This window comes from Corynebacterium sp. (assembly GCF_030532195.1).
Taxonomy (GTDB): domain Bacteria; phylum Actinomycetota; class Actinomycetes; order Mycobacteriales; family Mycobacteriaceae; genus Corynebacterium.
In genome coordinates this window covers 1-25,280 of sequence record NZ_JAUNLP010000006.1, presented here as the reverse complement: position 1 = coordinate 25,280, position 25,280 = coordinate 1, and the positions used below count along the sequence as shown (strand labels likewise).

At 58.8% G+C, this 25,280-nt stretch carries 23 protein-coding genes; 7 read left to right on the top strand and 16 right to left on the bottom strand.

The annotated features are described in order from the left end of the window. Positions 1-20: 20 nt before the first annotated feature. A complete protein-coding gene (locus Q4E11_RS07450; RefSeq protein ID WP_303164864.1) occupies positions 21-1,235 on the bottom strand; it encodes an HNH endonuclease signature motif containing protein in 1,215 nt (404 codons plus the stop codon). Positions 1,236-1,480: 245 nt separating this feature from the next. On the opposite strand from Q4E11_RS07450, the gene Q4E11_RS07445 reads away from it, so the two are divergent. Then, a complete protein-coding gene (locus tag Q4E11_RS07445) occupies positions 1,481-3,271 on the top strand; it encodes a ribonucleoside triphosphate reductase (RefSeq protein WP_303164863.1) in 1,791 nt (596 codons plus the stop codon). Then, positions 3,264-4,001 carry an anaerobic ribonucleoside-triphosphate reductase activating protein gene (locus Q4E11_RS07440; protein ID WP_303164861.1) on the top strand — a complete coding sequence of 246 codons (738 nt, stop codon included), beginning with the start codon at positions 3,264-3,266 and terminating at the stop codon, positions 3,999-4,001. Before Q4E11_RS07445 ends, Q4E11_RS07440 begins: the two co-directional genes overlap by 8 nt. Here Q4E11_RS07440 and Q4E11_RS07435 read toward each other — a convergent pair whose 3' ends face one another. Further along, complete coding sequence (locus Q4E11_RS07435; protein ID WP_303164860.1) at positions 4,002-4,493, bottom strand: GNAT family N-acetyltransferase; 492 nt, start codon at positions 4,491-4,493, stop codon at positions 4,002-4,004. It lies immediately after the preceding gene. A gap of 79 nt (positions 4,494-4,572) precedes the next feature. On the opposite strand from Q4E11_RS07435, the gene Q4E11_RS07430 reads away from it, so the two are divergent. Further along, complete coding sequence (locus tag Q4E11_RS07430; RefSeq protein ID WP_303164858.1) at positions 4,573-5,331, top strand: enoyl-CoA hydratase-related protein; 759 nt, start codon at positions 4,573-4,575, stop codon at positions 5,329-5,331. A gap of 3 nt (positions 5,332-5,334) precedes the next feature. Here the strand turns inward: Q4E11_RS07430 and metS are convergent, their stop codons facing one another. The 5 genes from metS to Q4E11_RS07405 form a co-directional block, all read right to left on the bottom strand. After that, positions 5,335-5,502, bottom strand: a complete 168-nt coding sequence (metS, locus tag Q4E11_RS07425) for a methionine/alanine import NSS transporter subunit MetS (RefSeq protein WP_303164857.1) — start codon at positions 5,500-5,502, stop codon at positions 5,335-5,337. 6 nt (positions 5,503-5,508) lie between these two features. Further along, positions 5,509-7,119, bottom strand: a complete 1,611-nt coding sequence (locus tag Q4E11_RS07420) for a sodium-dependent transporter (RefSeq protein ID WP_303164856.1) — start codon at positions 7,117-7,119, stop codon at positions 5,509-5,511. A gap of 278 nt (positions 7,120-7,397) precedes the next feature. After that, complete coding sequence (locus Q4E11_RS07415; RefSeq protein ID WP_303164854.1) at positions 7,398-8,570, bottom strand: acyl-CoA dehydrogenase family protein; 1,173 nt, start codon at positions 8,568-8,570, stop codon at positions 7,398-7,400. 615 nt (positions 8,571-9,185) lie between these two features. Next, positions 9,186-9,959, bottom strand: coding sequence for an alpha/beta fold hydrolase (locus tag Q4E11_RS07410; protein ID WP_303164853.1), 774 nt, complete (start codon positions 9,957-9,959; stop codon positions 9,186-9,188). A gap of 31 nt (positions 9,960-9,990) precedes the next feature. Next, positions 9,991-10,383 (bottom strand): DUF5997 family protein, encoded by a 393-nt coding sequence (locus tag Q4E11_RS07405; RefSeq protein ID WP_303164852.1) that lies wholly within the window; start codon positions 10,381-10,383, stop codon positions 9,991-9,993. 40 nt (positions 10,384-10,423) lie between these two features. On the opposite strand from Q4E11_RS07405, the gene Q4E11_RS07400 reads away from it, so the two are divergent. Beyond that, positions 10,424-11,185, top strand: a complete 762-nt coding sequence (locus Q4E11_RS07400; protein ID WP_303164851.1) for a LysR family transcriptional regulator — start codon at positions 10,424-10,426, stop codon at positions 11,183-11,185. A 63-nt stretch (positions 11,186-11,248) separates the two neighbouring features. Then, positions 11,249-11,881 carry a GNAT family N-acetyltransferase gene (locus tag Q4E11_RS07395; RefSeq protein WP_303164850.1) on the top strand — a complete coding sequence of 211 codons (633 nt, stop codon included), beginning with the start codon at positions 11,249-11,251 and terminating at the stop codon, positions 11,879-11,881. Positions 11,882-11,899: 18 nt separating this feature from the next. Here the strand turns inward: Q4E11_RS07395 and Q4E11_RS07390 are convergent, their stop codons facing one another. The 5 genes from Q4E11_RS07390 to glpX all read right to left on the bottom strand — a co-directional run bounded on the left by Q4E11_RS07390 (position 11,900) and on the right by glpX (position 18,473). Beyond that, entirely contained in the window at positions 11,900-13,498 is a 1,599-nt protein-coding gene (locus Q4E11_RS07390) for an MDR family MFS transporter (RefSeq protein WP_303164849.1), read from the bottom strand. After that, on the bottom strand, positions 13,488-14,087 hold the full coding sequence (locus Q4E11_RS07385) for a TetR/AcrR family transcriptional regulator (protein WP_303164848.1): 600 nt from the start codon (positions 14,085-14,087) through the stop codon (positions 13,488-13,490). Before Q4E11_RS07385 ends, Q4E11_RS07390 begins: the two co-directional genes overlap by 11 nt. 204 nt (positions 14,088-14,291) lie before the next feature. Beyond that, positions 14,292-15,743, bottom strand: a complete 1,452-nt coding sequence (locus Q4E11_RS07380; protein ID WP_303164846.1) for a TIGR01777 family oxidoreductase — start codon at positions 15,741-15,743, stop codon at positions 14,292-14,294. 140 nt (positions 15,744-15,883) lie between these two features. Then, positions 15,884-17,284, bottom strand: coding sequence for a class II fumarate hydratase (locus tag Q4E11_RS07375; RefSeq protein ID WP_303164844.1), 1,401 nt, complete (start codon positions 17,282-17,284; stop codon positions 15,884-15,886). Positions 17,285-17,447: 163 nt separating this feature from the next. Further along, positions 17,448-18,473 carry a class II fructose-bisphosphatase gene (glpX, locus tag Q4E11_RS07370; protein WP_303164841.1) on the bottom strand — a complete coding sequence of 342 codons (1,026 nt, stop codon included), beginning with the start codon at positions 18,471-18,473 and terminating at the stop codon, positions 17,448-17,450. A gap of 372 nt (positions 18,474-18,845) precedes the next feature. Between glpX and Q4E11_RS07365 the strand changes: the two genes are divergently transcribed. Continuing rightward, positions 18,846-19,493: a DUF4245 domain-containing protein gene (locus Q4E11_RS07365; protein WP_303164840.1), complete on the top strand. Its 648-nt coding sequence runs from the start codon at positions 18,846-18,848 to the stop codon at positions 19,491-19,493. A 60-nt stretch (positions 19,494-19,553) separates the two neighbouring features. Here Q4E11_RS07365 and Q4E11_RS07360 read toward each other — a convergent pair whose 3' ends face one another. The 4 genes from Q4E11_RS07360 to Q4E11_RS07345 form a co-directional block, all read right to left on the bottom strand. Further along, on the bottom strand, positions 19,554-19,859 hold the full coding sequence (locus tag Q4E11_RS07360; protein WP_303164839.1) for an exodeoxyribonuclease VII small subunit: 306 nt from the start codon (positions 19,857-19,859) through the stop codon (positions 19,554-19,556). A 53-nt stretch (positions 19,860-19,912) separates the two neighbouring features. Further along, the gene (gene xseA, locus Q4E11_RS07355; protein ID WP_303164838.1) at positions 19,913-21,148 is read right to left on the bottom strand and encodes an exodeoxyribonuclease VII large subunit; all 1,236 of its coding nucleotides are present in this window, start codon (positions 21,146-21,148) and stop codon (positions 19,913-19,915) included. Between the two features lie 108 nt (positions 21,149-21,256). Continuing rightward, positions 21,257-22,390 (bottom strand): DUF6542 domain-containing protein, encoded by a 1,134-nt coding sequence (locus Q4E11_RS07350; RefSeq protein ID WP_303164837.1) that lies wholly within the window; start codon positions 22,388-22,390, stop codon positions 21,257-21,259. Between the two features lie 137 nt (positions 22,391-22,527). Then, on the bottom strand, positions 22,528-24,078 hold the full coding sequence (locus Q4E11_RS07345) for an AI-2E family transporter (RefSeq protein ID WP_303164836.1): 1,551 nt from the start codon (positions 24,076-24,078) through the stop codon (positions 22,528-22,530). Positions 24,079-24,172: 94 nt separating this feature from the next. Here Q4E11_RS07345 and ychF point away from each other — a divergent pair, with 94 nt between their 5' ends. Then, positions 24,173-25,252 (top strand): redox-regulated ATPase YchF, encoded by a 1,080-nt coding sequence (ychF, locus tag Q4E11_RS07340; RefSeq protein WP_303164835.1) that lies wholly within the window; start codon positions 24,173-24,175, stop codon positions 25,250-25,252. Positions 25,253-25,280: the final 28 nt, after the last annotated feature.

Below are 25,280 nucleotides of genomic sequence, written 5' to 3'. Positions count from 1 at the left end.
TAGGGCGGGTTTTCCCGTTTTTAGGGCGGTGGCGGTTCTGGTCCTGCCTGCTGGATGGTCCCCGATCTGTATCCGGCGTACGACCTTCCGGACATTGACGTCACGAATGCGTTGCTAAACAACGGTGGCCTCGTTTTATCCGGTGGGCGCCACCGCACATGTCCGGATGTAGGGATTCTCTCCAAGTGGCCGTTTCGCCCCTCCCGGTCGTCGTCGTTAAGCGCGTTGTGCTCCCGGCAGACCATGGTGAGATTGTCCAGCGTCGTTTCGCCGCCGTGTTTGTGCGCGACGAGATGGTGCGCCTGACCGCTGTAGGCCGGGCGGTTACATCCGGGCCAAGCGCACAGCGGATTGTCGATGAGCATCGCGATGCGCTGGGATTCGGTCGCCAGCCGGGGGTTACCAAGCGGAAATAAGTCCGTAATGGCGTTGTGCTCGTCGTAAAGCACCGCCCACCCGGTGTCGGCGAGTAGCGCGTTGACGAAGACGTCGGGCGCGAGGGCGGAGCCGTTGGTCGTCGCGGCGTAGCGCGGGCTGTAGTCGACGATATCTTGTGCCGTGATGATGATTGCCGGTTGGTAGCGCATTTCGTCGAGCTTGTCGACGGGCCCCGCGACTCCTGCAAACTCGAGGCGCTCTTCGAGCGCTTGGCCGACGCAGCGGTCATGTGAAAACTCCGGATGGGCCTTCCGGATTTCTGCGGCGCGGACGGTCAGTGGCGACAGTAGGTCGTCCATCATGCCAGCCGGCCCGGTGATGTGGAAGTGCTTCATTCCCCGGATGTCTACCTTCCGGGAAAATCGGGCGCGCAGGTGCTGTGGCGGCTCGTCGTCGGTGTTGAGCTCTGTGAGAGTTTCTCGCATGTAGAGGTCGAGCTCTTCGTAGCCGAGCCGCTCGGCGGCCTCGACGAAGGTGAGACGCAGGCCGTCGTGAAGCTCGGAGTTGTTGGCTTGGCGGCTGCGCTTGTCGATGAGCACGCAGGTGTCCAGGCTGAGCCCCAGGCGGCGGGCGAGGGCGGTGGCGTGTTCGCGGGCGGCGGTGTTCTCGTCGGTGTCGGCGGGGCTGAGGTAGTGGTCGGCGACGCGGAGCAGCAGACGCAGGCGGGCCGGATCGAGGCCGAGGTCGGCGGCGAGCTGCGAGGTGGCGTCGCGGCCGTCGGGACGCACGGCGTGGAGCTCCGCCAGCGTGTCCATCCCGCGCGAGGCGAGGGAAGCGATGATCCCGAGAACTGTCATGCTTTGACTGTAAAAGTCCGGATGTGGGGGAGGGGCGGCTAAACGACGTCCCTGTGGATAACTCGGTCGGGTTGACAGTTATCCACAACCACAACGGATAGCGGCAATCAGGGGAGTAAATCAATTAAGGCACTAAATGTAGTGGTTTGTGCTTACGTAAACAATGTATTTTGTGTCAGCTGGTGACGAGTATCACGTACCGGCGGACTTACTTCCGTGTAATTTGCCCGGTAGGGTCGGCAATTATGAATAGTATTGCTATTGACCCAATTGGATGCGTTAATGAATACCTGGATCGCAGTGACTGGCGCGTCAACGCCAACGCCAACCAGGACTTCTCCTACGGCGGCCTGGTCCTCAACGTCGCCGGAAAAGTGATTGCCAACTACTGGCTCTCCGAAGTCTTCTCGGATGAGGCAGCCACAGCCCACAAGCAGGGAGCAATCCACATCCACGACCTGGATGTTCTCGGCGGCTACTGCGCTGGCTGGTCGCTCCGCCAGCTTCTAGAAGAGGGCTTTTCAGGTGTCCCGAATGCCGTGAACTCCGCGCCGCCGAAGCACATGTCGTCGGCATGCGGGCAGATTGTCAACTTCCTGGGAACCCTGCAAAACGAGTGGGCCGGCGCGCAGGCGTTCAGCTCCTTTGACACCTACATGGCACCGTTCGTGCGCCTGGATCGCATGAGCTATGACGCGGTGCGGCAGTGCCTGCAGGAAATGGTCTTCTCACTCAACGCATCCAGCAGGTGGGGCTCGCAGACGCCCTTTACCAACCTCACCTTCGACATCACGTGCCCGGCAGATCTCGCCGAGCAGTATCCGCTCATTGGCGACGAGGTCTGCGATTTCACGTACGGCGAGCTGGGCGGCGAAATGGAGATGATTAACCGCGCGTTCATTGACGTCATGAGCGCCGGCGATGTCGACGGACGCGTCTTCACATTCCCGATTCCGACGTACAACATCACCGAGGACTTCGCGTGGGAGAGCACGCTTGCCGACGACATCTTCGCGATGACGGCCAAGTACGGGCTGCCGTATTTTCAAAATTTCATTAACTCTGACTTGAACCCCGGCCAAATTCGCTCGATGTGCTGCCGTCTGCAACTGGATCTGCGTGAGCTGGAAAAGCGCGGCAATGGTCTTTTCGGTTCAGCCGAACAAACGGGCTCTATTGGGGTGGTGACCATCAATCTGGCTCGGTTGGGCTACCTCCATAAGGGCGACTGGGATGGCCTCATCACCGAACTGGACAATCTCATCGACGTGGCTGCGGATACTTTGGAGCGTCGTCGGGCGGCGGTCGATAAGTTCATGGAGCTGGGCCTTTACCCCTACTCCAAGCGCTGGTTGGCCTCCTTCGACAATCATTTCTCCACCATCGGCGTCAATGGTGGCAACGAGATGGTACGTAACTTCACCGACGATGCCACCGATCTAGCTTCGATTGACGGCGAAGCTATGGCGCACCGCGTGCTCGAGCATATTCGCGCTCGCCTGGTGGAAATCCAGGAGGCCACGGGGCATATGTACAACCTCGAGGCCACTCCGGCAGAAGGCGCGACCTATCGATTCGCCAAAACCGATCGCGCCGCCTTTCCCGATATCCTGCAGGCCGGCACTCAGGACAATCCGTACTACACCAATTCCACGCAACTGCCGGTCGACCTCACCGACGATCCCTTCGAAGCGCTCGACGCGCAGGACGAGCTGCAGACGCTCTACACCGGCGGTACGGTTCTGCATCTCTACCTCGGGGCATCGCTTGCCGACGGCACCTCCTGCAAGGCCCTGGTCCGCCGCGCGCTGGAAACCCATCGGTTGCCGTATCTCACGGTAACCCCGACATTTTCCATCTGCCCTACACACGGTTACCTCGCCGGTGAGCATTTCCAGTGTCCAAACTGCGGAAATGATGCCGAGGTGTGGACGCGAGTCATGGGGTATTTCCGGCCGGTGAGCAGTTTCAACATCGGCAAGAAGGGCGAATACTTCCAACGCACCACATTCACCGCGCCGGTCAGCCATGCCTGACATCACAATCGCCGGGCTGACCCCGTTTTCCATGGTGGACTGGCCGGGTCGTATCGTCGCCACCGTGTTCACGCAGGGCTGCTCCTGGAACTGCCCGTACTGCCACAACTCTGAACTCCGCGACACCACCGCTGACAGCGAAAACGTGCTGTGGGAGGAAGTCATGAAACTCGCCCGCCGCAGGCGCGGGCTTCTCGACGGCTTCGTGTTCAGCGGCGGCGAGCCAACTCGGCAGCGCGGATTGCCGACCGCCATCCGGCAGATTCGTGACCTGGGCTTTGCCATCGGTCTGCATACCAATGGGATGTATCCGCAGATCTTGGCGCGCATTCTTGATTGGAAGCTTGTTGACTGGGTGGGGCTGGATATCAAGGCCGCACCCCAACCGGCTGCCTACGGGCAGGCAATCGGTGCGACTAGCTCGGCGGCAGCCGAAAGAGCAGCCAGACGCGCTTGGCGCAGCCTGGAGCTACTACAAGCAGCGGGCGGTGATTTCGAAGTCCGGACCACGGTCTTCGACTGCCCGGAGCAGCTGCGGACACTCCCGCAACTGGCGGACCAATTGGCCGACGCAGGAGTGGATAACTGGGTGTTACAGCGCAGTCGGGACCAAGGTACTGCGGCGGAGTTTTGTGGCGCTGCGGACGTCGTCAAGCATGAGCGTGCCGTGGCGATTTCGGATGCGATTGTGGCGGCGCGGCGAAATTTTCCGGATGTGGCGGTGCGGTAGTTAGGCGCCGAAGGTGTTCAGCGCCTCGCCGGTGAGGCGGTAGGTGTCCCACTCGTCCATGGGGAAGGCGCCGAGGGACTTGTAGAAGTCGATTGACGGCTGATTCCATTTGAGCACGCACCACTCGACACGCGAGTAGCCGCGCTCGACGGCGATGCGTGCCAGATTTTGCAGCAGCGCCTTGCCCTTGCCGGTGCCCCGGGCCTCGGGGCGCACGTAGAGATCTTCGAGGTAGATACCGTGGGTGCCTTCCCAGGTGGAGTAGTTCAAAAACCACAGGGCGATGCCGTCGAGGCGCGGGCCGGCGCCGTCGATGACGTGGCAGAAAATTGCCGGATTGTCCCCGAAGAGCTGCTCGCGCAGACGCTCAGGAGTCAGGCGGACGGCATCTGGCTCCTTTTCATAAGCTGCCAAATCCCGGATGAGGGCGACGATCTCGTGGACGTCGTCAGGTGTGGCGGGACGGGGCGTGGGCGTACGGGAATCAGTCATGATGTCTTTGTTACTCCGGGCGGGGGATTTGGTGCAAAGTGCGTCGTGGGTGGGGGAGTGTTCGATAATCTCTGAAAGTATGAACCACGTAACACTTGATCTTTCCGATGGCGTTTTGGCCATCACTATCGACCGCCCGGAAGCGTACAACTCGTTGGACAAGGCCATTCGCCTGGAGCTGAAGGAGGCTTTTGAGCGCGCCCAGGATCCGGAGGTGCGCGCGGTCGTCCTGATGGGCGGCCCAAAGGCGTTTTGCACCGGCCAGGACTTGAAGGAACATGTCGCTGACCTGCAGGCAGGTGCCGGTATGGGCAAGGTCGTCGAGGAGTACAACCCGATGGTCGCGGCGCTGACGGCCATTGATGTGCCGATTATCGCCGCTGTTGAGGGCGCTGCCGCAGGTGCCGGCTGGTCGCTGGCGCTGCACTGTGACTTCCGCATCGCCGGTCCGAAGGCCTCGTTCAAGGCCGCGTTCCCGTCAATCGGTCTGGCGACGGACTGCGGTATGTCGGCGCTGCTGCCACGCATGGTCAGCGACGCGAAGGCGCGCGAGCTGCTGTTCTTCGATAAGAAGGTGCTTGCCGACGAAGCCCTGGACCTCGGCCTGGTCACGGAAGTTGTCGCGGACCCAGTCGCCAGGGCACGCGAGCTGGCAACTCAGTTTGCCTCTGGTCCGACGATGGCATTTAAGGAGATCAAGGCCCTGCTTCGCCGCGACACCCTGGCTGCCGCCGATGCTGAGGCCGACGCGCAGGCGCGTCTGGCCGTCTCCGCAGACCATAAAGAAGCGGTAGCCGCATTCTTGGAGAAGCGACCACCGCGTTTTGAAGGCAAGTAGTTTTTACTGTTCTTCCATGGCGCCCAGGGCCTCGTTAGTGAGGTCTGGGTGATCTCCTAAATCGCCGGAGATTTCATCAGGGTGATTGGACAGGTTGACAATTGCGACTGCCAACCCGCCCCAGATGACGAGAATGAACAGCGACATCATGACAATTGCGATACCGGACATTGTGGCTTAAACCTCCTCACTTGCTGGAACATGCTTGCGTGGCAGATGCGAGGTGCGCTTAAAGTCCGGTGTGACACCGAAGTCCGAGCCCGGAGGACCGTCCAGACGGTGGTGACCACGCCACGGCAGGATGGCCATAATCAGCGCGCCGATGAGGATGACACCGATAACGCCCCAGCCATAGACATCAATCTGTGCGTCCGAGTAGCCGCCGTAGTTTTCGTTGATGAGGCCGACGAGCTCCTGGAACAGGATGACTGCGAGTACAACCGGCGTGATATTGCCGACGAAAATGCGCCAGACGGTGCCGACCTTGAACGAGGACACGGCATTGAGGTGCATAGCCAGTTCGTTGGAGCGGTGCAAAACCCAGTCGACTGCGATGATGGTCATCAGTGCCACGAGCACGATGCCGACGTTGTTGGTGAACTTATCGACGATGTCCAGAGTGGCCAGACCAGAGGTGGTCGGGAAAGCCAGCATCGAAAGAATTGCCATCGGCACACCGACGACGAGGGTTGCCTGGACGCGGCCCAGGTTCAGCTTGTCGCGGACGGCGGAGACAACAACCTCAAGCAGTGACATCAGCGAGGTGACGCCAGCGATGGACAGGGAGAGGAAGAACAGCAGGCCGAAGATGGAACCGACCACGCCCGGCATCTCGGAGATGACCGTCGGGAAGGCGATGAATGCCAGACCGATACCGGACGTTGCGACTTCATCGACCGCCTGACCGGATTGCGTTGCCATGAAGCCGAGGGTGGCGAAGACGCCGATACCGGCCAGCACCTCGAAGGAGGAGTTCGCAAATGCCGTCACCAGGCCGGACCCGGTCAGGTTGGTGCGGGGCTTCAGGTAGGAGGCGTAGGTCAGCATGATGCCAAACGCCACGGACAAGGAGAAGAAAATCTGGCCGTAAGCGGCAATCCACACGCTGGAGTCACTGAGCGCGGACCAGTCCGGAGTGAAGAAGGCATCCAGACCCTTGGCAGCGCCATCGAGAGTCAGCGAGTAAATCACCACTGCGACAAACAGCACGGTCAAAAGCGGAATGAAGATGACCGACACCTTGCCGATGCCCTTGTCTACGCCCGCGGCGAGAATACCGATGACGAGAACCCAAACAATCAGCAAAACGATGGAAATGGTCGGCACGAATTCTAACGACATCACGGACTCGGTGTCCGCATGGAGGAAATCTTCCATGAAGTGCGTTTCGGCATCGTCGCCCCAGCTCTTGGACAGCGACTTCCACGCGTAGATAAACGACCACGCAATGATCGCCGCGTAGTAGACGGTAATGAAGAACGCGATACCGACCTGCACCCAGCCAATCGGCTCGGCCCAGGACTTAATGCGGCGCAGGGACTTCGGAGCGGAACCGCGGAAGCGGTGGCCGATGGCGAAGTCCAAGAACAGCAGTGGGATACCTGCGGTCAGAAGGGCGACCAGGTAGGGAATGAGAAAGGCGCCGCCGCCGGAATCATAAGCGACGTATGGAAAGCGCCAGATGTTCCCCAGTCCGACTGCTGAGCCAATGGCGGCGAAAATGAAGGCAGCTCGGGTGGAAAACACCTCCCTTCTTTGGGGTTTTGCGGTTGAGTTTGCGGTACTCATTGGCTCTTCGAACTCCGATTCTTCACGGGATTAGCGTGATCTTAAAGGAAAACTGGTGAAGTGCATCACCATCACTTAATAAAATCTTAGTATATGAGATAGCAATCTCACTACATAGTCACAATTTTGTGGGGGTAACTGTTTCATGGGGCAGTGGCTGACATCGGCGCTGCAGTCGGGTGAAAACACAAAAAGACCCCGCCCCAAGCAGGGCGAGGTCTTTTCATCAATGCGCCGTCGTCAAGCGTGAGCCGCGACGGTTTGAGGTGGGCGAGCCTTTACTCGGCGCCACCCTTGGAGATGCGACGGAAGATGATCTCCTTCATGATCTCGTTGGTGCCACCGTAGATGGTCTGAACCTTGGAGTCGAGGTAGTGAGTGGAGATTGGGTACTCGAGCATGAAACCGTAGCCACCGAACATCTGGACACAGCGGGTGACGATGTCCTGCTGCTCCTCGGTGGTCCAGTACTTGGCCATCGAAGCGCCGGTCTCATCCAGCTTGCCCTCGTTGTGAGCCATAACAGCCTGGTCGACGAACGCCTGCAGTGCGGTGATGCGGGTAGCGATGTCAGCCAGGTAGTGGCCGTGGACCTGGTGCTTGATGATCGGGCGACCGAATGCCTCGCGCTCCTGAGCGTACTTGTAAGCCAGGGTCCAAGCGCGGCGAGAGGTAGCGACGGAACCGCAAGCCAGGGTCAGGCGCTCGTGAGCGAGGTTGGTGCGCAGGTAGCCGAAGGCAGCGCCCTCTTCACCCAGCAGGTTCTCAGCCGGAACGCGGACGTTGTCGAAGTTCAGCTCAGCGGTGTCCTGAGCCTTCAGGCCGAGCTTCTTTAGCGGGCCGGACTTGGTGTAGCCCTCGAGGTCGGAGTCAACGATGAACATGGAGACACCGGCACGACCCTTGGATGGGTCGGTGATTGCTGCGACCAGTGCGAAGTCGGACAGCATGCCGTTGGAGATGAAGATCTTGGTGCCGTTGAGGATGTAGTGGTCGCCGTCCTTCTTTGCGAAGGTGCGCATGCCGGCCAGGTCGGAACCTGCGCCCGGCTCGGTCATTGCCAGGCAGCCAATCAGGTCGCCGGCGTTCATGGCAGCCAGGTACTTCTGCTTCTGGTCCTCGTTGCCGAACTTAGCCAGGTACGGGGCAACGAGGTCATTGAGGACGCCGAAGGAAACGACGATGGAACCACAGTCGGCGTTGGTCAGCTCCTCATTGAGAACCTGGTTGTAGCGGAAGTCCATCTCTCCGCCGCCACCGTACTGCTCCGGGGTGGACATACCAATCAGGCCCAGCTCGCCAGCCTTCTTGAAGATCTCGCGGTCCGGCTGACCCTGCTCGTGCCAACGCTCTACGTTCGGGACGATTTCCTTCTCAACGAAGCCGCGAACCATGTCGCGGAACATGTTGTGCTCTTCTTCGAAGTGAGTGCGGGGCAGAAAGTCCTTCATGACATGCTCCTTGAAAAATTGATCGTGGAATTTTTGTCTTAAGGCCTTTGCATCAAGTTCCGGCCTCGGTTCATCGTCATAGCGACTATGACTGTTGTACCTCATTATGCACGAATGTGACGAGAGACACTGATTTTTTTAAAAGTTTTTCCGTATTTGCTGGTCTCTGCTCGCTTTACGACGGCCACTGCGGGCTAGTCCTGAAGACTAGAAATTACCCCCACGGCGATTTTGTGTGATTTCGAAGTGATTGCTGTTAGCTAGATAGATGAAAAGTTAGGTAATGCTAACCCGCGGTACAGGTCGCGGCGACTTTTGGGGTTTGTGTGGAGTTGTCATTGCTGTGCGGTGGGGTGTTTGGTGTGAGATGAAAACCGGGGGTGATTTTAGAAACAATCCTGTTTCCTTATTCCCATCGCTGCAGGTAGTCGATACTATGTCTGGCAGGTGGGAAGTGAGGTTTTCCTTGATTTCCTCTCTTTCCCGCTGGCAGTCATAGCAACCTCCAATTGCACTCGAAAAAGGCGCGGCCTGCGTGTTGTCCCGAATTAGGTATTCAGGGATTTTCGCAGGCCGCGCCTTTTTATGTGCCGAAAAGCCGGCAGCATCTATTGGCTACTCCGCAATGCCGTCGATGTGTGCCAAGAGCGCCGCGTTGTAGTACTCCGGAGTTTCTTGGTTCAGCAGGTGCTTGGCCGGCGAGACCACGACCATGGTGGAGCCAGGGATGCCGTCGTGAAGCGATGTGACAACGTCGAGTGAGGTCGACGTGTCCTGCTTGCCGGCGATGACCAGTGTCGGTGCGGTGATGTCGGCCAGACGTTCGCGGGTGTCGAAGCGGGAGAGCGCACCGCACGCGCCGATGTAGCCGTCATCGGGGCAGTCGGCAATCATGTCGCGGAAGCGGGCGGGCAGCTCCGGGTTGTTGTCGAAGCAGGTATCGGTGAACCAGTTGTGAACGACTGTGTCAGCAAGCGCGACTGTGCCCTTGTCGCGAACGGTTGCGGCCTTTTCCTGCCAGGACTCTGGCGTGCCGAACTTCGGTGCCGTCGACGACAGCGTCAGGCTCACTACGCGATCCGCGTGCTCCAACGCGATTGTCTGAGCGATTGCGCCGCCGAGAGATAGGCCAACGAAATGCGCCTGCTTGATGTCCTCTTCATCGAGAACCTCGATGATGTCGGCGGCCAGGTGGCTCATCTCCCACTGACCTTCCGGAATTGGGGATTCGCCGTGACCACGGATATCCGGGGTGATGACCTGGTACTTCTCGCTCAAAGCGGCTACCTGCGGCTCCCACATTTCCTGAGTGGTGCCCAGCGAGCCAATCAGGACAACAGTGCCGTTGCCCTTGTGGTTGATTGCATGTGCGGTGTAGTCGATGGCCACGGGGGAATCCTCCTTTTAGTAGGGTTATCGGCTATTTCTCAGCTGCGCGAGATGCTTCCGCAGCAGCGCGACCTGGGCCGTCATCCTTCTTTGCCTCGGCTTCAGCGGCCTCAGCGCGCTGCTTAGCCATGGATTCACGAGCATCCGCCAACCAATCCGGCATCTGCTCCAGCAGTTCCTTGATATCCGCCGTCGTCAGCGGCTTATCCATATCGTTCTTCTTCAACGCCGTGATAGTAATGCCCAGCTTGCGGGCAACTTCCGGACGCGGGTGCGGGCCGTTGCGGCGCAGCTGCGCGAGCCACTCCGGCGGATTGTTCTGCAGTTCTACAAACTGTGCGTGCGAAATCTCACCAGTGCGAAATTCCTCGGGTGTTGCCGGGAGGAAAATGCCAAGTTTCTTGGCTGCGGTTAGGGGTTTCATGTGTCCAACGCTAGCACCCATTCGACTACCCTTGCGGAGTATGGAGACCCCCGAAACCGCCGTCCTGCGCATCGCGTTTGCCACCGGCACCAGCCCCGAGAAGTGGTTCCGCCGCTGCCGCGACCGCATTCCGGCCGACCTGCACACGCACGCGCTCGACAAACCGCTTTCCGCACTTACCGACGGCACCGCCGACATGGCGCTGGTACGGCTGGATTCGGAGGAGTCGCTGCCGGATACGCTCCATCGCATCCGGCTTTACGACGAAGCTTGGGGCGTGGCCTTTGAAAAGGACCATGTGTTCTCACTATCGCAGTCCATTGACCAGGGACTCCTGGCAGATGAAACGGTGTTGTTGACCTCCACAGACGTCGACGAATTGCGACAGATGCTGCCCGTCGCGGCGACCGGTGCCGGTGTCGTGGTGGGGCCGCGCACTATTTTGAAGGCGCTGGCGAAGAAGGCGGTGTCCTCTTCAGACCTGGTGGCCGAAGAGGGGGCGACCGAGCCTCTGACGAAGACCGCCATTTGGCTGGTGTGGCCAAAAGCCGACGATGATGAGCTTCGGCAGGAATTCGTCGGCATTGTGCAGGGGCGCAAACAGGGCTCGACGCGCACGCAACTGGGGCGCGAGGCGGCCAAATCCGCTCCGAAGAAGCTTACGGCCAGGGAAAAGACGCTGGCTAAGCAAGCCCGTCGCAGGGCCGCAAGTGGCGTCGTAAAGCATGCAAAACCCACTGCGAAGGGTCGTAGCGGGCGCGGTGGACGTGCGGGTGGCGGGCGGCCGCGCAGGAGAAAGTGATTTTTTTACAATATTTTTACGGTTTCGTTCGACGCACACCGAAAAATTAGCGACACTGTAGGTATGGCAGAAAAGAAGCGCGATTTCACGATCCGAATGATGCGTGAAGAGGACTATCCACAGATCCAAGAGATCTACGAGATTGGCCTTGATACAGGACATGCATCGTGGGAACATTCGGCACCCGAATGGGACGAATTTATCGCTCTAAAACGCGTTGACCTGTGTTATGTCGCAGTCGATGCGGAGAATCCAGACAAGATTTTGGCATGGGCCTCAGCCGCGCCAGTGTCCAAGCGCCCAATCTTCAACGGTGTCATCGAAGACTCCATCTACGTCCACCCGGACGGCCAGGGGATGGGACTGGCAGCGACGATGCTGCAAAAGCTTATCGACGATGCCACGGAGAAGGGCTGCTGGTCCATTCACTCCTGGGTTTTCCCGGAGAATGTGGGCTCGCTCAAGCTGCATCGCAAGCTCGGTTTCCGCGAGGTCGGCATTTATCATCACATGGCCAAGATGACCTACGGCCCGATGGCAGGACAGTGGCGTGACGTCATTATTTTGGAAAAACTGCTGGAAAAACCGGAGGAGCGCGCACTCAAGCGTGTTCAGGAAGAAGCAGAGGCCGCCGGCGAGCCGAACCGTCCAATTCTGGAAAAGCTCGACCGCGCCGACGGCCAGGTGGGGGCGTAGTAGGAGGTTGTCGAGGTTTTACTCGACGGTCTCCTTCAACGGATCCTCACGAACGAAGAACACGATGATTGCCGCCAGGACAATAACTGGCGTCAAGTACAAGAAGATCGGTGTCAATCCATCGTTGTAGCTGGAAATCAGCGCTTCGTGGATTGGCGCCGGCAGACTATCCAATACCTGTGGAGTCAGTGAACCGATGGACTTGGAGGAAAAGCCCTCCGGCCCCATTTGCTTTGCGAACTCCGCGGCAGCCTCGGGGGAGGCGGCCTTAATCTGTTCGATGGCAGCCGGGACTCGCTCGCCGGCCAGATCCTTCATGCGGTGGATGAAGATCGAGCCCACGATGGAGGAGCCCACCGCGCCACCGATCTGGCGGAAGAAGTTATTAGCTGCCGTAGCAGTACCGACCATTGCCACTGGGAACGAGTTCTGAACAATCAGAACCAGAACCTGCATACCGGTGCCCAGGCCAAAGCCCATGATGAACAGGTAAATACCGAGCTGCCACAGCGGGGTAGAAGGCTCCAGCGTGGACAGCAGGTATAGCGACACGGCCATAATCATCAGGCCGATGAACGGGTAGAAGCGGTACTTACCAGTGCGCGAAATTACCTGACCCACACCAATTGAGGTCAGTAGCATGCCGACCATCATCGGAGTCATCATCAAGCCGGCTGCAGTCGGCGACATCGAGTGCACCATCTGCAGGTAGGTCGGAATGTAGGCCATCGTGCCGAACATTGCGATACCGAGAATCAGGCCGGAGGAGGTCGTCAGCACGAAGTTCCGGCTGCGGAACAGGTGCATTGGAATCAGCGGGTTGGTGACACGGGTCTCAGTGAAGAAGAACAGTGTCCACGAAATTGCCGAGGTAATGACCAGCGAAATGATGGTGCCCGAAGTCCACTCATACTGCGTGCCGCCCCAGGTAGTGGTGAGAATCAGCGTGGAGGCAGCAGCGGTGAGGAACATCGTGCCGATGTAGTCGAAGTTGCCCTCGCTCTTGCGGCGCGGCAGTTTCAGGAAGGCCGCGGCGGCGACGAGCGCAATCAAGCCCATTGGAACGTTGATCCACAGACCCCAGCGCCAGCCCGGACCATCGGTGAACCAACCGCCCAACACTGGACCGAGTACGGAGCTTAAGCCGAACACCGCGCCCATGATGCCCATGAACTTACCGCGCTGACGTGCCGGAATAACCTCAGCCAGGATGGACTGAGAGGAGACCATCAACGTACCGCCAGCAAATCCCTGGAAGGCGCGGGCGGCAATGAGAAGGCCCATCGAGTGGGTGATGGCGCCGATGATGGAGCCCACCATAAACAGGACAATGCCCATCATGAACAGGCCCTTGCGGCCAATCATGTCACCGAGCTTGCCGACAATCGGCATTGCCACCGTCTGTGCCAACAGGAACGCAGAAATGACCCACGACATGTGGTCGACACCGCCGAGCTCGCCGACGATGGTCGGCAGCGCGGTGGAGAAAATCATCTGCCCCAGCGAGCTCATCAACATTGTGAGAATGAGCGCGAAGAAGATGATGCCCAAGTGTGATTCGTTGTCAGAAACCGTAGTGTTGGTTTCGCGCTGGGCAGTGGTGTTACTAGCGGTCACTAATCCTCCTCCTAAAATTTGTAACGACGTGTGCAGCGTCGTGAAGCGGCGTATCTGTATTGAATTCATCCAGGTGAACGGATGAATAGAGGACGCATTCGCGAACAAATCCAACCGACAGCGATACCTCGGCCTCCAGCGGAAGCTCCGGGTGGCTGCGCGAGCTCGGATCTATTTCGAAATAGCGCTCAAAAGCGGAGCGAACTCGTCGCATGGAGTTTCCAAAGTTGGAGATAACCACCGTGGACAGTTTCGGCTCATTACGCAGAATTTCCTGGATGCGGTCACGCAGCATGCGACGAAACTCGTCAGTGGCCCCCAGCGCCTGATACCTGCGAAGCTTGTTCCGCTTTTCGGCCTCGATGTGATCGAGCATGTCAGCAATCGGGTCTTCGTGTTTCTGAGAGACGAATTGCTCTTCATCCTCGGCATCGAACGACATAATGCCGTTGCCGAAAATGGACTGATCCTTGGAATCGAAATAATTGAAGAATGTACGTCGACTAGTGCCGGCTCGCTCACAGATGTCTTCGATATTGACATCGTCATACCCGCGATCGAGTACCAGCGCAGTGGCGGCATCCGCCAAATTACAGTGCGTTTTGAACCGTTTTAGTTCGCGTAGCCCGCATTCAGGACGCTCCCTGGAATGTTGACCATTGCTTTGTTCTTGCACGGAGTGAAAGTTTACACCCCGTGCAATCATGCGCAAGTTGACGTATCAACCTGGGATTTTCCGGGCAAAGCAGGTCAGTCCAGGCCAGTCTTGCCTGAGCCTTGCACTAGCCTCTCGTTAGCGCTCTTTCAGAAGCTCGTGCTCGAGTGCACGCTGCAGCGATGTGAAACGGAATTCATGGCTGACCTTTGCCAACACCGCCGCATCAACCTTTTGATTCGCCAGTGCAAGCTCTCTGGCACCGCGGTTGCCAAGCAGAAGTCTCGGGCCAACTTTTGGGACCGGAATCGCAGTCGGGCGGCGAAGTACCTTGCCCAACACCGCCGTGAACTCGGCATTATCAACGCCAGAGGTAATCGGCGCGGTGGCATTCACCGGCCCCGATAGCGCGGGATCGACCAGTGCGCGGTGATAAATATCCAGCAGATCGTCCAACGCAATCCACGGAAACCACTGCTTGCCATCCCCCAATGGCCCGCCCAAACCAGTAAAAACAACACCGGTTAAAAGCGGCAGCAATCCACCGCCACCAGATAAAACAAGGCCAGTGCGAACTGTGACAACGCGAGTCCCAGCCTTTCGGGCAGGTTCCCAAGCGGCCTCCCAATCGCGAACAATCGCCGCCAAATTATCCGTGGCTGCAGTGCCGTCATAGCCAGCAGCCTCTGGCCCGATCGCAGCGCTTTCATCCAGCACCTGCCCGCCGCGGTCAGCGCCATAAAAGCCCACCGCTGAGGCCCCAACCGCAACCTTCACAGACGGCGACTGCGCAATCACTTCCGCCAATGCGCGCGTCGGCTCCACTCGAGAATGCCGCACTTTCGCCACATGACTATCGCTGAAGTGCCCGGCAATAGGCGCGCCCGCTAGATGCACCACCGCATCGACACCATCGAGCAAGTCACGCGCAGGCTGGGCAGTATCCCACAACCGCGCTCCACCATCGCCATCGCCGTGCTCACTTGCGGGCCGCGTCTGCTCCGGGCGGCGCACCAAGGACACAACCGTGTGTCCTGCGGTCATCAGCAGCGCACGCAACTGCGTGCCGACGGTCCCCGATGCACCCGTCATCGCCACCGTCAGCGGCTTCGGAGTATGCCCAAGGTAGGTAGAGAGCTTATCGACGGCGCCAAGATCACCGGCGACCTTGGTAGCGCGATAGGAAAACATTGACCGAAGTCCGGGTACTGGCACCTTTGTTGAAACAGTATCTACCAGCGCCGTTGCCTGACCTGTCCCCGTAAGACTGATGGCATCTTCCAGGCGATGAGTGTGATGCCAACCAGTAAGCGCAGCAAAGGGCTGGTTGGTTACGACATCTACAAACTGTTTTCCAGGCTCGAATTCTGCATCTTGATGTTGCGCAACCCACCTGCCGCCTATTGGCAGGGAGAACACCGTAGTGCCGTCGACAAGCGACGATGCCTCAGACTTCGGTGACATCGGAATCAGCCCAGGGGTCAGACGCGTGACCGCGCCGGGCCGTGCGAACCACTCGGCAACGCGAACGCGCGGAAAATTGACGGTGTGATGGAAGATTTTGTCAAAGGTCGGCAAGCGGGTGCTCATGCCTGCCACGGTACGGCAAAGTGCGGATTAGTCGAGTAGGCATGAAAAATCCCCTCCCAGGAAGTCGCCGTAAAAGCGGCAACCGACTGGCAGGGGACTAGTTTTAGCTAGCCACGGCTAGCGTGGCAGAAAACCTGCGATTAGTCGCGGTCGGTGTTGGCCATGTCGAGAACGTTCAGGCGCTTATCCAGCTCTTCCTCGGTCAGCTTCTCACCGTCGACGAAGCCCATGTCGATGACAGTCTGGCGGATGGTCTTGCCTTCCTTCAGAGCAGTCTTAGCCACCTTAGCTGCGTTCTCGTAGCCGATAGCGGAGTTCAGCGGGGTGACGATAGACGGGGAGGACTCAGCCAGAGTCTTCATGCGCTCGATGTTCGGCTCGATGCCGTCAACCAGCTTCTCAGCGAAGACGCGAGCGGTGTTGGCCAGCAGCTTGGAGGACTCCAGGACGTTGCGTGCCATGACCGGGATGAAGACGTTCAGCTCGAACGCGCCGTTTGCGCCGGCGAAGGCGACAGCGGCGTCGTTACCCATGACCTGTGCTGCGACCTGAGTAGCGGTCTCACACAGAACCGGGTTGACCTTGCCCGGCATGATGGAGGAACCCGGCTGCAGATCCGGCAGGTGAATCTCGGCGAGACCGGTCAGCGGGCCGGAGCCCATCCAGCGAATGTCGTTTGCAATCTTGTTCAGGGAGACAGCAACCGAGCGCATAGCGCCGGAGAACTCAACCAGGCCGTCGCGGTTAGCCTGGGCCTCGAAGTGGTTCTGAGCTTCCTTGAGCTCCTTGACACCGGTGAGCTCAATGAGCTGCTCAGTGACCTTGGCACCGAAGTCAGCCGGAGTGTTCAGGCCGGTACCAACAGCGGTACCACCGATTGGCAGCTCACCCAGACGCGGCAGGGTGGCCTCGATGCGCTCGATGCCAGCGGCAATCTGGCGAGCGTAACCAGAGAACTCCTGGCCCAGGGTGACAGGGACAGCGTCCATCAGGTGGGTACGGCCGGACTTAACTACGGTCTCCCATTCCTTGGCCTTCTTAGCCAGGGACTCCTGCAGAACCTTCAGACCCGGGATGAGGTCCTTAATTGCGGCCTCGGTAGCTGCGACGTGAGTTGCAGTCGGGAAGGTGTCGTTAGAAGACTGACCCATGTTGACGTGGTCATTCGGGTGAACCTCAACGCCGTTGGCCTTTGCGATAGAAGCAATGACTTCGTTGGTGTTCATGTTGGAGGACGTACCCGAACCAGTCTGGAAAACGTCGATCGGGAACTGGTCATCGTGCTTGCCGTCAGCAATCTCCTTGGCAGCAGCGACGATTGCGTCTGCCTGCTCTGCAGACAGCAGACCGCGGTCCTTGTTAACAATGGCGCAGGCAGCCTTCAGCAGACCCATAGCGCGAATCTGCTCGGACTCCAGCGGACGGCCGGAGATTGGGAAGTTCTCAACTGCACGCTGAGTCTGTGCGCGCCACAGGGCATCAACCGGAACCTTGACCTCGCCCATGGTGTCATGCTCGATGCGGAACTGCTGCTCTGTCATTCGTTGCCTCTTTCATCTAGGGAACTTGAGTGCGCGCGACAAGCGACTGTTGTCACATGCAATTAGGCATGCAACTCACACCAGTAGCGCATTCGCCTTCAAGTATGAATCAGATTGATAAAAAAGTGGTGCCCCGAGGGCACCACTAAAGGGGTAGTTCGCTTTACAGATCTTCCGACGGCATCTCGCCAGCGCCGTAATCAATCGATGCGTACTTACGCAGCTTTGCCAGGGAGTGGAAAGCCTCGATGCGGCGAATCGTGCCGGACTTGGAGCGCATGACCAGCGAACGGGTCCATGCACCATTACCGCGGTAAGCAACGCCACGCAGCATGTCACCGTTGGTCACACCAGTTGCAACGAAGTAGCAGTTGTCAGAATTGACCAGGTCATCGGTGGTCAGAATCCGGGACAGGTCGTGGCCGGCATCCAGGGCCTTCTTAATCTCAGCCTCATCGCGCGGGTGGAGCTTGCCCTGAATCTCACCGCCCATGCACTTCATGGCGCATGCGGTGATGACACCTTCCGGAGTGCCACCGACACCCATCATGATGTCCACAGAGTTGGTGTCCTGAGCAGCGGCAACTGCACCGGCAACGTCGCCGTCACCAATCAGGCGAACCTTTGCGCCAGCAGCGCGGATGTCACGAATCATGTCAGCGTGACGCGGACGATCCAGAACCACAACAGTGACATCTTCCGGACGCAGGCCCTTGGCCTTTGCCACAGCCTTAATGTTGTGCTCGACCGGAGCCTCAATATCAATCTTGCCTGCAGCCTCCGGGCCGACAGCAATCTTGTCCATGTAGAAAACGGCCGACGGGTCGTACATAGAACCGCGGTCAGCAGCAGCGAGAACTGCAATCGAGTTCGGTCGACCCTCTGCCATCAAAGTGGTGCCGTCAATCGGGTCAACTGCGATGTCGACGGCCGGACCATAGCCGTTGCCGACCTTCTCGCCGTTGAAGAGCATCGGAGCTTCGTCCTTTTCGCCCTCACCGATAACGACGACACCGTTCATAGCCACCGTGTTGATGAGCTTGCGCATGGCATCGACGGCAGCGCCGTCGCCCTTTTCCTTCTGACCACGACCAACCCACTGACCAGCCGCCAGAGCTGCCGACTCAGTGACTCGGACGAGCTCCATCGCAAGGTTGCGATCCGGTGCTTCAGGATTCGAGGCGTTCATTAAATTCTGGCCCTTCCGTCTTTTGGGAACTCTAAGTTGAGATATTTGATTTTCTAGGAGACGCCACGCCAAGAAAACTGGGGCTTAGCGCTGCAGCAATTTCCATTCATCGATGTCTCAGCGCAACCGTTTTTCGCGCCTGGCCATCTGGTACTAGTGTTCCACTTTTTTCACTCGCGGGGGTGGGGCTAGTGCCAAAGTGGGGGAGGACAGCACACAAACCTCCACATCAAACGCGTGTCAAAATTCTGTTCTGGCGCCGTTTTCGCTTGCCGACGGCACCAGCGAATGTCACCAACGCCTGCCAGCGGTAACGGTGGAAAACCCACGGAGGAATAGGTTCGCAAGTGTGCCTTTGGCATACTTGAGCCCGTGGCGAATGAGAAACCTAGGATTTTGCAGGACAGCCGGGACATGATTCTCACCCTTGTGGTGATGGCAATCGCGATGGCTGTCACCATCGGCTTTACCGGTCTGTGCAGCTTTAACCCCGGAAAACCCGAAAATGGGCCGGTGCATGAAGTGGACGCGCAGTCATTTTTGAACATGGAATCCAACCGCGTGGATTACCCGGTTCGGATGCCCGAGGTGCCAAAGGGCTGGACTTCAAACTCGACGCGCGCTGGCACGGCTGCGGGTCACCAGACGACTATCGTCGGCTTCGTCACTGCTAGTGGCACGTTTGTGCAGGTCACGCAGACTGATGCACCAGCTGACAAGCTGCCCGCAGATGGTAAGGAACGCCTCCGGGATGGTGCAGTTAATGTCGACGGCACCAAGTGGACTAAGTTCCAGCCGACTGATGACAACGACCGTCGCGTGTGGGTTGGAGACTTAGGCGAGGTGCGCGCAATGATTGAGGGCACCGCTAACGACGAGGAGTTCACGCAGTTGGCCTCGGGCCTACAGAAGGCAAAGCCAATTGATGCCAATGCCGCCCTGCAGACACCAGCGCCGACTTCAGCCCCGGCTGATTCCGAGCAGAACAGGCCCGCTGAAACTGGCGCTCCCGCTAACTAACTCTAAAAGCCACCGTCTTTTCAAGCGCCCGAAACCGCAGGTAGCGGCTGAGTATCAGGATTACTCTCCGCTGTCGCTGCCCGGTGCAGATGCCGCAGCATTCGATGCTGCGGCATCTTGGTTTTTACTGGCCAATGCAGCCTCAACCTTTGCTCGCGCACCAGCTAGGTGCTCTTCACAGCGGCGCGCCAATGCCTCGCCGCGCTCCCACAGCGCCAGCGACTCATCTAAGCTCATCTGGCCGAGCTCCAACAGTTTGACGGTTTCTACCAATGCGTCTCGAGCTTCTTCATAACTCAAGTTCTCCACCGGTACCTGTTCCTCAGCAGATGGTGCCTGACCTGCGCCAAAAACACTGTCATTCATGAGTGGTTACGTCCTTTTCATTCGTGTTTGTTTACGTCGGATGTTGAGTTGTCTTAGTTTGCAGGGTGCGTGCCCAGTGTGGCAGCCGAGATGGAGCCATCGCTGACTCGGATGCGGAGCTGCGATCCCGTTGGTGCCTGATCGATCGAGGTGACAATCTGCGGCTCTGGCTGGGATGCCGATTGCGCCTGGACAATGGCATAGCCTCGTGCCAACGTGGCTGATGGCCCCAACGCAGAGACCTTGCCGCGCAAGCCCGCGACCTTGGCCTCCTCGCGCTCTAGGCTGCGATTGACCAAGAAGCGAAGCTGGTCAACGTGCGCGGAAACAAATTCTTCGCGCACCCGGATAGGCGTGTGTGGATCGCGCAGCACCGGCCTCGACGTGAGGTCGCGCAGCGTTGCCACTTCACGATCCACCCACCGTCGCAGCGAAGCAGAAGAACGCTCGCGTAACTGCTCAATCAAACGCCGCTCCTCAGCGGCATCGGGCACTGTCTTTTTCGCTGCATCTGTCGGTGTTGCCGCGCGCAGGTCCGCAACATAGTCCAGCAGAGGTGTATCCGGCTCGTGCCCAATGGCGGAAACAACCGGTGTCGTCGCCTTGCTCACTGCGCGCACAAGCGCTTCATCAGAAAAAGGCAGCAAATCCTCCACACTGCCGCCGCCGCGGGCGATGATGATGACATCTACCTGTGGGTCGGCATCGAGCTGACCGAGTGCTTCAATGACCTCCGGCACCGCCTTCGCGCCTTGGACGATGGTGTTGATGACACGGAAGTCCACCTCCGGCCACCGAGCCTTGGCCACTGAGAGCACGTCGCGCTCTGCGGCCGAGCCGCGACCTGTAATAAGCCCAATCTTGTTGGGTAGGTAGGGCAGTGGCCGTTTTAGTCGCGGATCAAAGAGCCCCTCGGCTGCCAGCGCCTTGCGCAGCTGCTCCAATCGCGCGAGCAACTGGCCAAGACCGACCGGCCGCCATTCCGTCGCCCACAGCGAGAATTGGCCACGCCCTGCGTAGAAAGCGGGCTTGCCCAGCATGACCACTCGGTCACCATTGCGCAGCGGATGATTGCGCAACGCGGTGGTAGAGCAGGTCACAGACACCGAAAACTCCGCGGAGGTGTCCCGCAGCGTGATGTAGGAGAGCTTCCAACTCGGCTTTGAATTGACCTGAGCGATTTCCCCTTCCACCCAGATTTGTCCGAGGCGCTCAATGTAGTCCTTGACCAACTGGTTCAGGCGCCGTACCTGAACCGGTTTCTCGGCCGACGTTTCCAGTTTCGACATATCTCAACACTTACACGATTGCGAGGATTGCTCCTGCTGCCAAACGCAATGTGCCCACAGGCAAAAAATACCTGTGGGCAAACTCGTGGGTGCGATTGCGCAATCGAGCTACTTGCGATAGCGGCGATTGGCGTTGTCACGGCCAGTCATGCGCTCCTGTCGTGGACGCTGCTGACGTGGCGGCCATTCCTCGGTGCGACGGTGAGTGCCAGTGCCGGGGCGCTCGGGATACTCGGGGCGCGCCTGGCGATTTGCACGTGGTGCAGAAGCAGCCGACGGCTCTCCCCACATACGCGCGCCGCCCTCAGCTTGACGACGGGGAAACTCAGGTGTCGACCGCATCGGACGGTTCGGCCGCTCGATGGGACGTCGTGCCTGAGCCGCAGCTCGCCGTGGCTGATTGGCGGTGCGGTCGCCTCGGTTCGGAGACGGCTGCTGCAGCCGCTCGGCGCCCTGCGGCTGGGGACGGGATTCCGCCGTGGCCGGGCGTGGAGTCGGGCGCGCAGCCGCTCGATTGCCAGCGCCTGCGCCGGCCCTTGTGCCAGTCGAGGCAGCAGCACCAGATTGTGTTGATTTCTGTGCTGCCTGCTGTCGAGCCTGGCGGCGAGCTTCTGCATCACGGATGATGTCTGCTGCCGGTCGCCTAGCAGCGGACCTGTCGTTTGCACGCGAAGCTGTGCGACGGTCGGACTCAGCAAGACGACGGCGAACCTGGGAAGAGGACTCCACGGCTGCATCGTCGCGAACCTGGCGGCGCTTGGCTTCCTTGAGCTGGATATTGTGAGATTTCTGCTGTTTGCGAGTGATCTCAAGATAGCGCCACACCGCAATGATGATGCAGACTATCAACAGGATAAGCAGCCACGGAAACTGCTGGACGATGGGATAGGCCGACGTCACCAATCGTGCTTTGCGCGAGGTCGATGACGTGGCACCGCCATTTTCAGGATCGGCTAGAGAACCGGTAAACCAGGCGGTCAGGAATGTCACAATCGCAAATAAAATAGGTATCTGCGCAACTGTGACAACGAGTCCACGAGGTACCACCAGTAGGGTTCCGGCTAGCGCCGCAATCGTGAAAGCGATGAAGTACGGCTTGCCAATTGCACCGTTAGGAACAGAGAAGATAAGGCCAATGATGCCGGCCAGAAGCATCAGCAATGGTGGCACCCACATCGGTACGCGAGGAAGCAGCGGCTTGCTACCGCCGCTCGTACGGGTTACTGCTGATCTGTTCGACACGAATGCGTATCCTACCGGTTACTAGTGATAAAAACGGGCAAGCCCGGTATATAGGCCTGCCCGTGTCTCTAAGGGACTAAAGCCCGGAAATAGAACCTATCTTCAGACTTTAACGTGGTTCACAGTTGAATCTACCGTTATTTGTCTTTTCGGTTAAATGGGCCGGAAACCGTCTCGGAGATTTTGCGGAAGGCTTTAGTCATTGCGCCCTCTTCATGATTTGTGACACCAGCTTCAGGTGAAACCTGGCCCGCAGTCTTGGCATCAGCCTTCACCACGTGTTCTGCGGAATTGTCCTCTTCCTCATGGCCTAAGCGGAAGTTGGCCAGGCGGTCGCGCATGGCGCGGCCAGCAGCCTCAATCTGAATGCCGGAAATCGAACCCGCATCTGTGGCGAACTTAATATCCTTCGCCGTCTTATCGCCAGTGCGCAGGTCGGTAAGGTCGCCGAGGTAACGGAACCAGACTGCGACGACTGCGGTGACCGGCACAGCCAGGAAAGCACCGATAATGCCGAAGATGCCACCGCCGAGCAGGACCACCAACAGAACAATCGCGGCGTGGAGATCCATGGCCTTGGACTGCAGGATCGGCGAGAGAATATTACCCTCAATCTGCTGGACGGCGATGATGATAATCAACACGAAGATTGCCGTGGTCAGGCCATTGGCCACCAGGGCGACGACGACGGCGATGAATCCTGCCGTGAAGGCACCGACAATCGGAATGAAGCCGGCGAAGAAGGTCACCACTGCCAAAACCATGGCCAGTGGCACCTGCAAAATCGCAAGACCGGCACCGATGAAGATGGCGTCGATAAGCGAAACGATAGCCTGCGTGCGGATGTAACCCGACAGCGTGTTCCAGGAGCGCGTGAGGACCTCAGTGAGGTGCCAGCCCAGGCGACGGCCAGTCAGACGGCGGAGCCATGGCAGGAAATCCTGACCGTCCTTGATGAAGAAGAAGGTCAGCACCAGCATGGCCATCATGGTCACAGCGACAGAGGAGACAACCGAGATGCCCTGGAAAACCGTGTTGGCAATATCGCCGGAGCGCTCTTGCAGCCACTGAGTTGCCTGATCCAGTGCGTCGAGAAGCTGCTCGTCCTTGACGTTAAACGGCGGGCCCTGAATGATGTTCTGGACTTCTTGGATGCCGTTTGTGAACTGGCGACGCAGCTCGGGGAACTGCGACTGCACAGTCGGGGCAAGAAGTGCTATGACACCACCAATAATGGCCAGCGCGCCGAGGATAACCGTCAGCGCGGCCAGCGCGCGGGGCCAGCGGTGCTTCATCAGGAAGACGGCGGGCGGCGCCAAAACCGTCGACACAATGAGGGCCAGCATGATTGGCAGCACGCCATCCCAAATCTTGCCCAGCAGCTGGGTGACGACGTAAATAGCTGCGACGGTGATGAGGAAGCGCAGGCACCAGCCTGCAAACCACCGAGCGCCCTCGCCAATCACATCGGCGCGGTCGATGGATTCGGAGTTGCTCTCGTCCATTAGTTCGTCGAGATTTTCTGCGTCTTCCGGCAAGTCAGGTTGGGTCGTCGCCGACTTATGCGTATCGGAGGGGATTGACAGAGACTGTTCCACGCGTAACGGCTCCGATCCCATGACGTAATCGATAGCGTCCTTTTCGGACTGTGCAGTCCATTCTTCGCCTTCATTGGGTTTATTACTCACGTATTCATTATGGGGGTTGAAACGGTAGCGTGGGCAAGTTCGCGAAGTATGGGCGACTTCAAATCTTGTTTGCCAAGCCCGTAAGATGAAGGGCGTGAGTCTTACACTTGGAATTGTCGGTCTGCCCAACGTCGGAAAGTCAACCCTGTTCAACGCTTTGACGCGCAACGATGTGCTGGCTGCGAATTACCCATTCGCCACCATCGAGCCGAACGTCGGTGTTGTTGAGCTTCCCGATGAACGTCTGAATAAGCTCGCCGAAATCTTCGGCTCGGCGCGTATCCTTCCCGCCACGGTGTCGTTCGTTGACATTGCTGGCATTGTGAAGGGCGCTTCGGAGGGCGAAGGCCTGGGCAATAAGTTCCTCGCAAATATTCGTGAGGCCGATGCCATCTGTCAGGTCGTCCGTGTGTTCAATGATGACGATGTCGTGCATGTCGACGGCAAGGTTGACCCGGCCTCCGATATCGGAGTCATTGAAACCGAGCTGATTCTGGCCGATATCCAGACCATTGAGAAGGCCCTGCCGCGTCTGGAGAAGGAAGCCAAGAAGGACAAGGAAAAGGCCGGTGAGGTTGAAGCCGTCAAGCAGGCTCTCGCCGTCCTGGAGGAGGGCCGCACCCTCTTCGCCGCTGCCGATGACGTGAAGCTCTCCGCACTGCGCGAACTGCACTTGCTCACCGCAAAGCCGTTCCTCTACGTCTTCAATGCCGATGAGGAAGTGCTTGCCGACGAAGACCGTCGTGCGGAACTGGCTTCTGCTGTGGAACCGGCGGACTGCGTATTCCTGGACGCCAAGGCTGAGGCCGACCTGCTCGAGCTGGATGAGGAATCCCGCAACGAGCTGCTTTCTGAAATCGGTCAGACCGAGCCGGGTCTGCATGCGCTGGCACGTGCTGGTTTCCGCACCCTGGGGCTGCAGACGTATCTGACTGCTGGCGAGAAGGAAGCCCGCGCCTGGACCATCCGCAAGGGGGCGACCGCACCGGAGGCCGCTGGCGTTATTCACTCTGACTTTGAGCGCGGCTTCATTAAAGCCGAGATTGTCTCTTACGACGACTTGATTGCCGCGGGCTCCATGGCTGAGGCTAAGGCTCAGGGCAAGATTCGCCAGGAGGGCAAGGACTACATCATGCATGATGGCGATGTGGTCGAGTTCAAGTTTAACGTTTAGCGTTATTGACGCTTCGCGTTATGGGGGG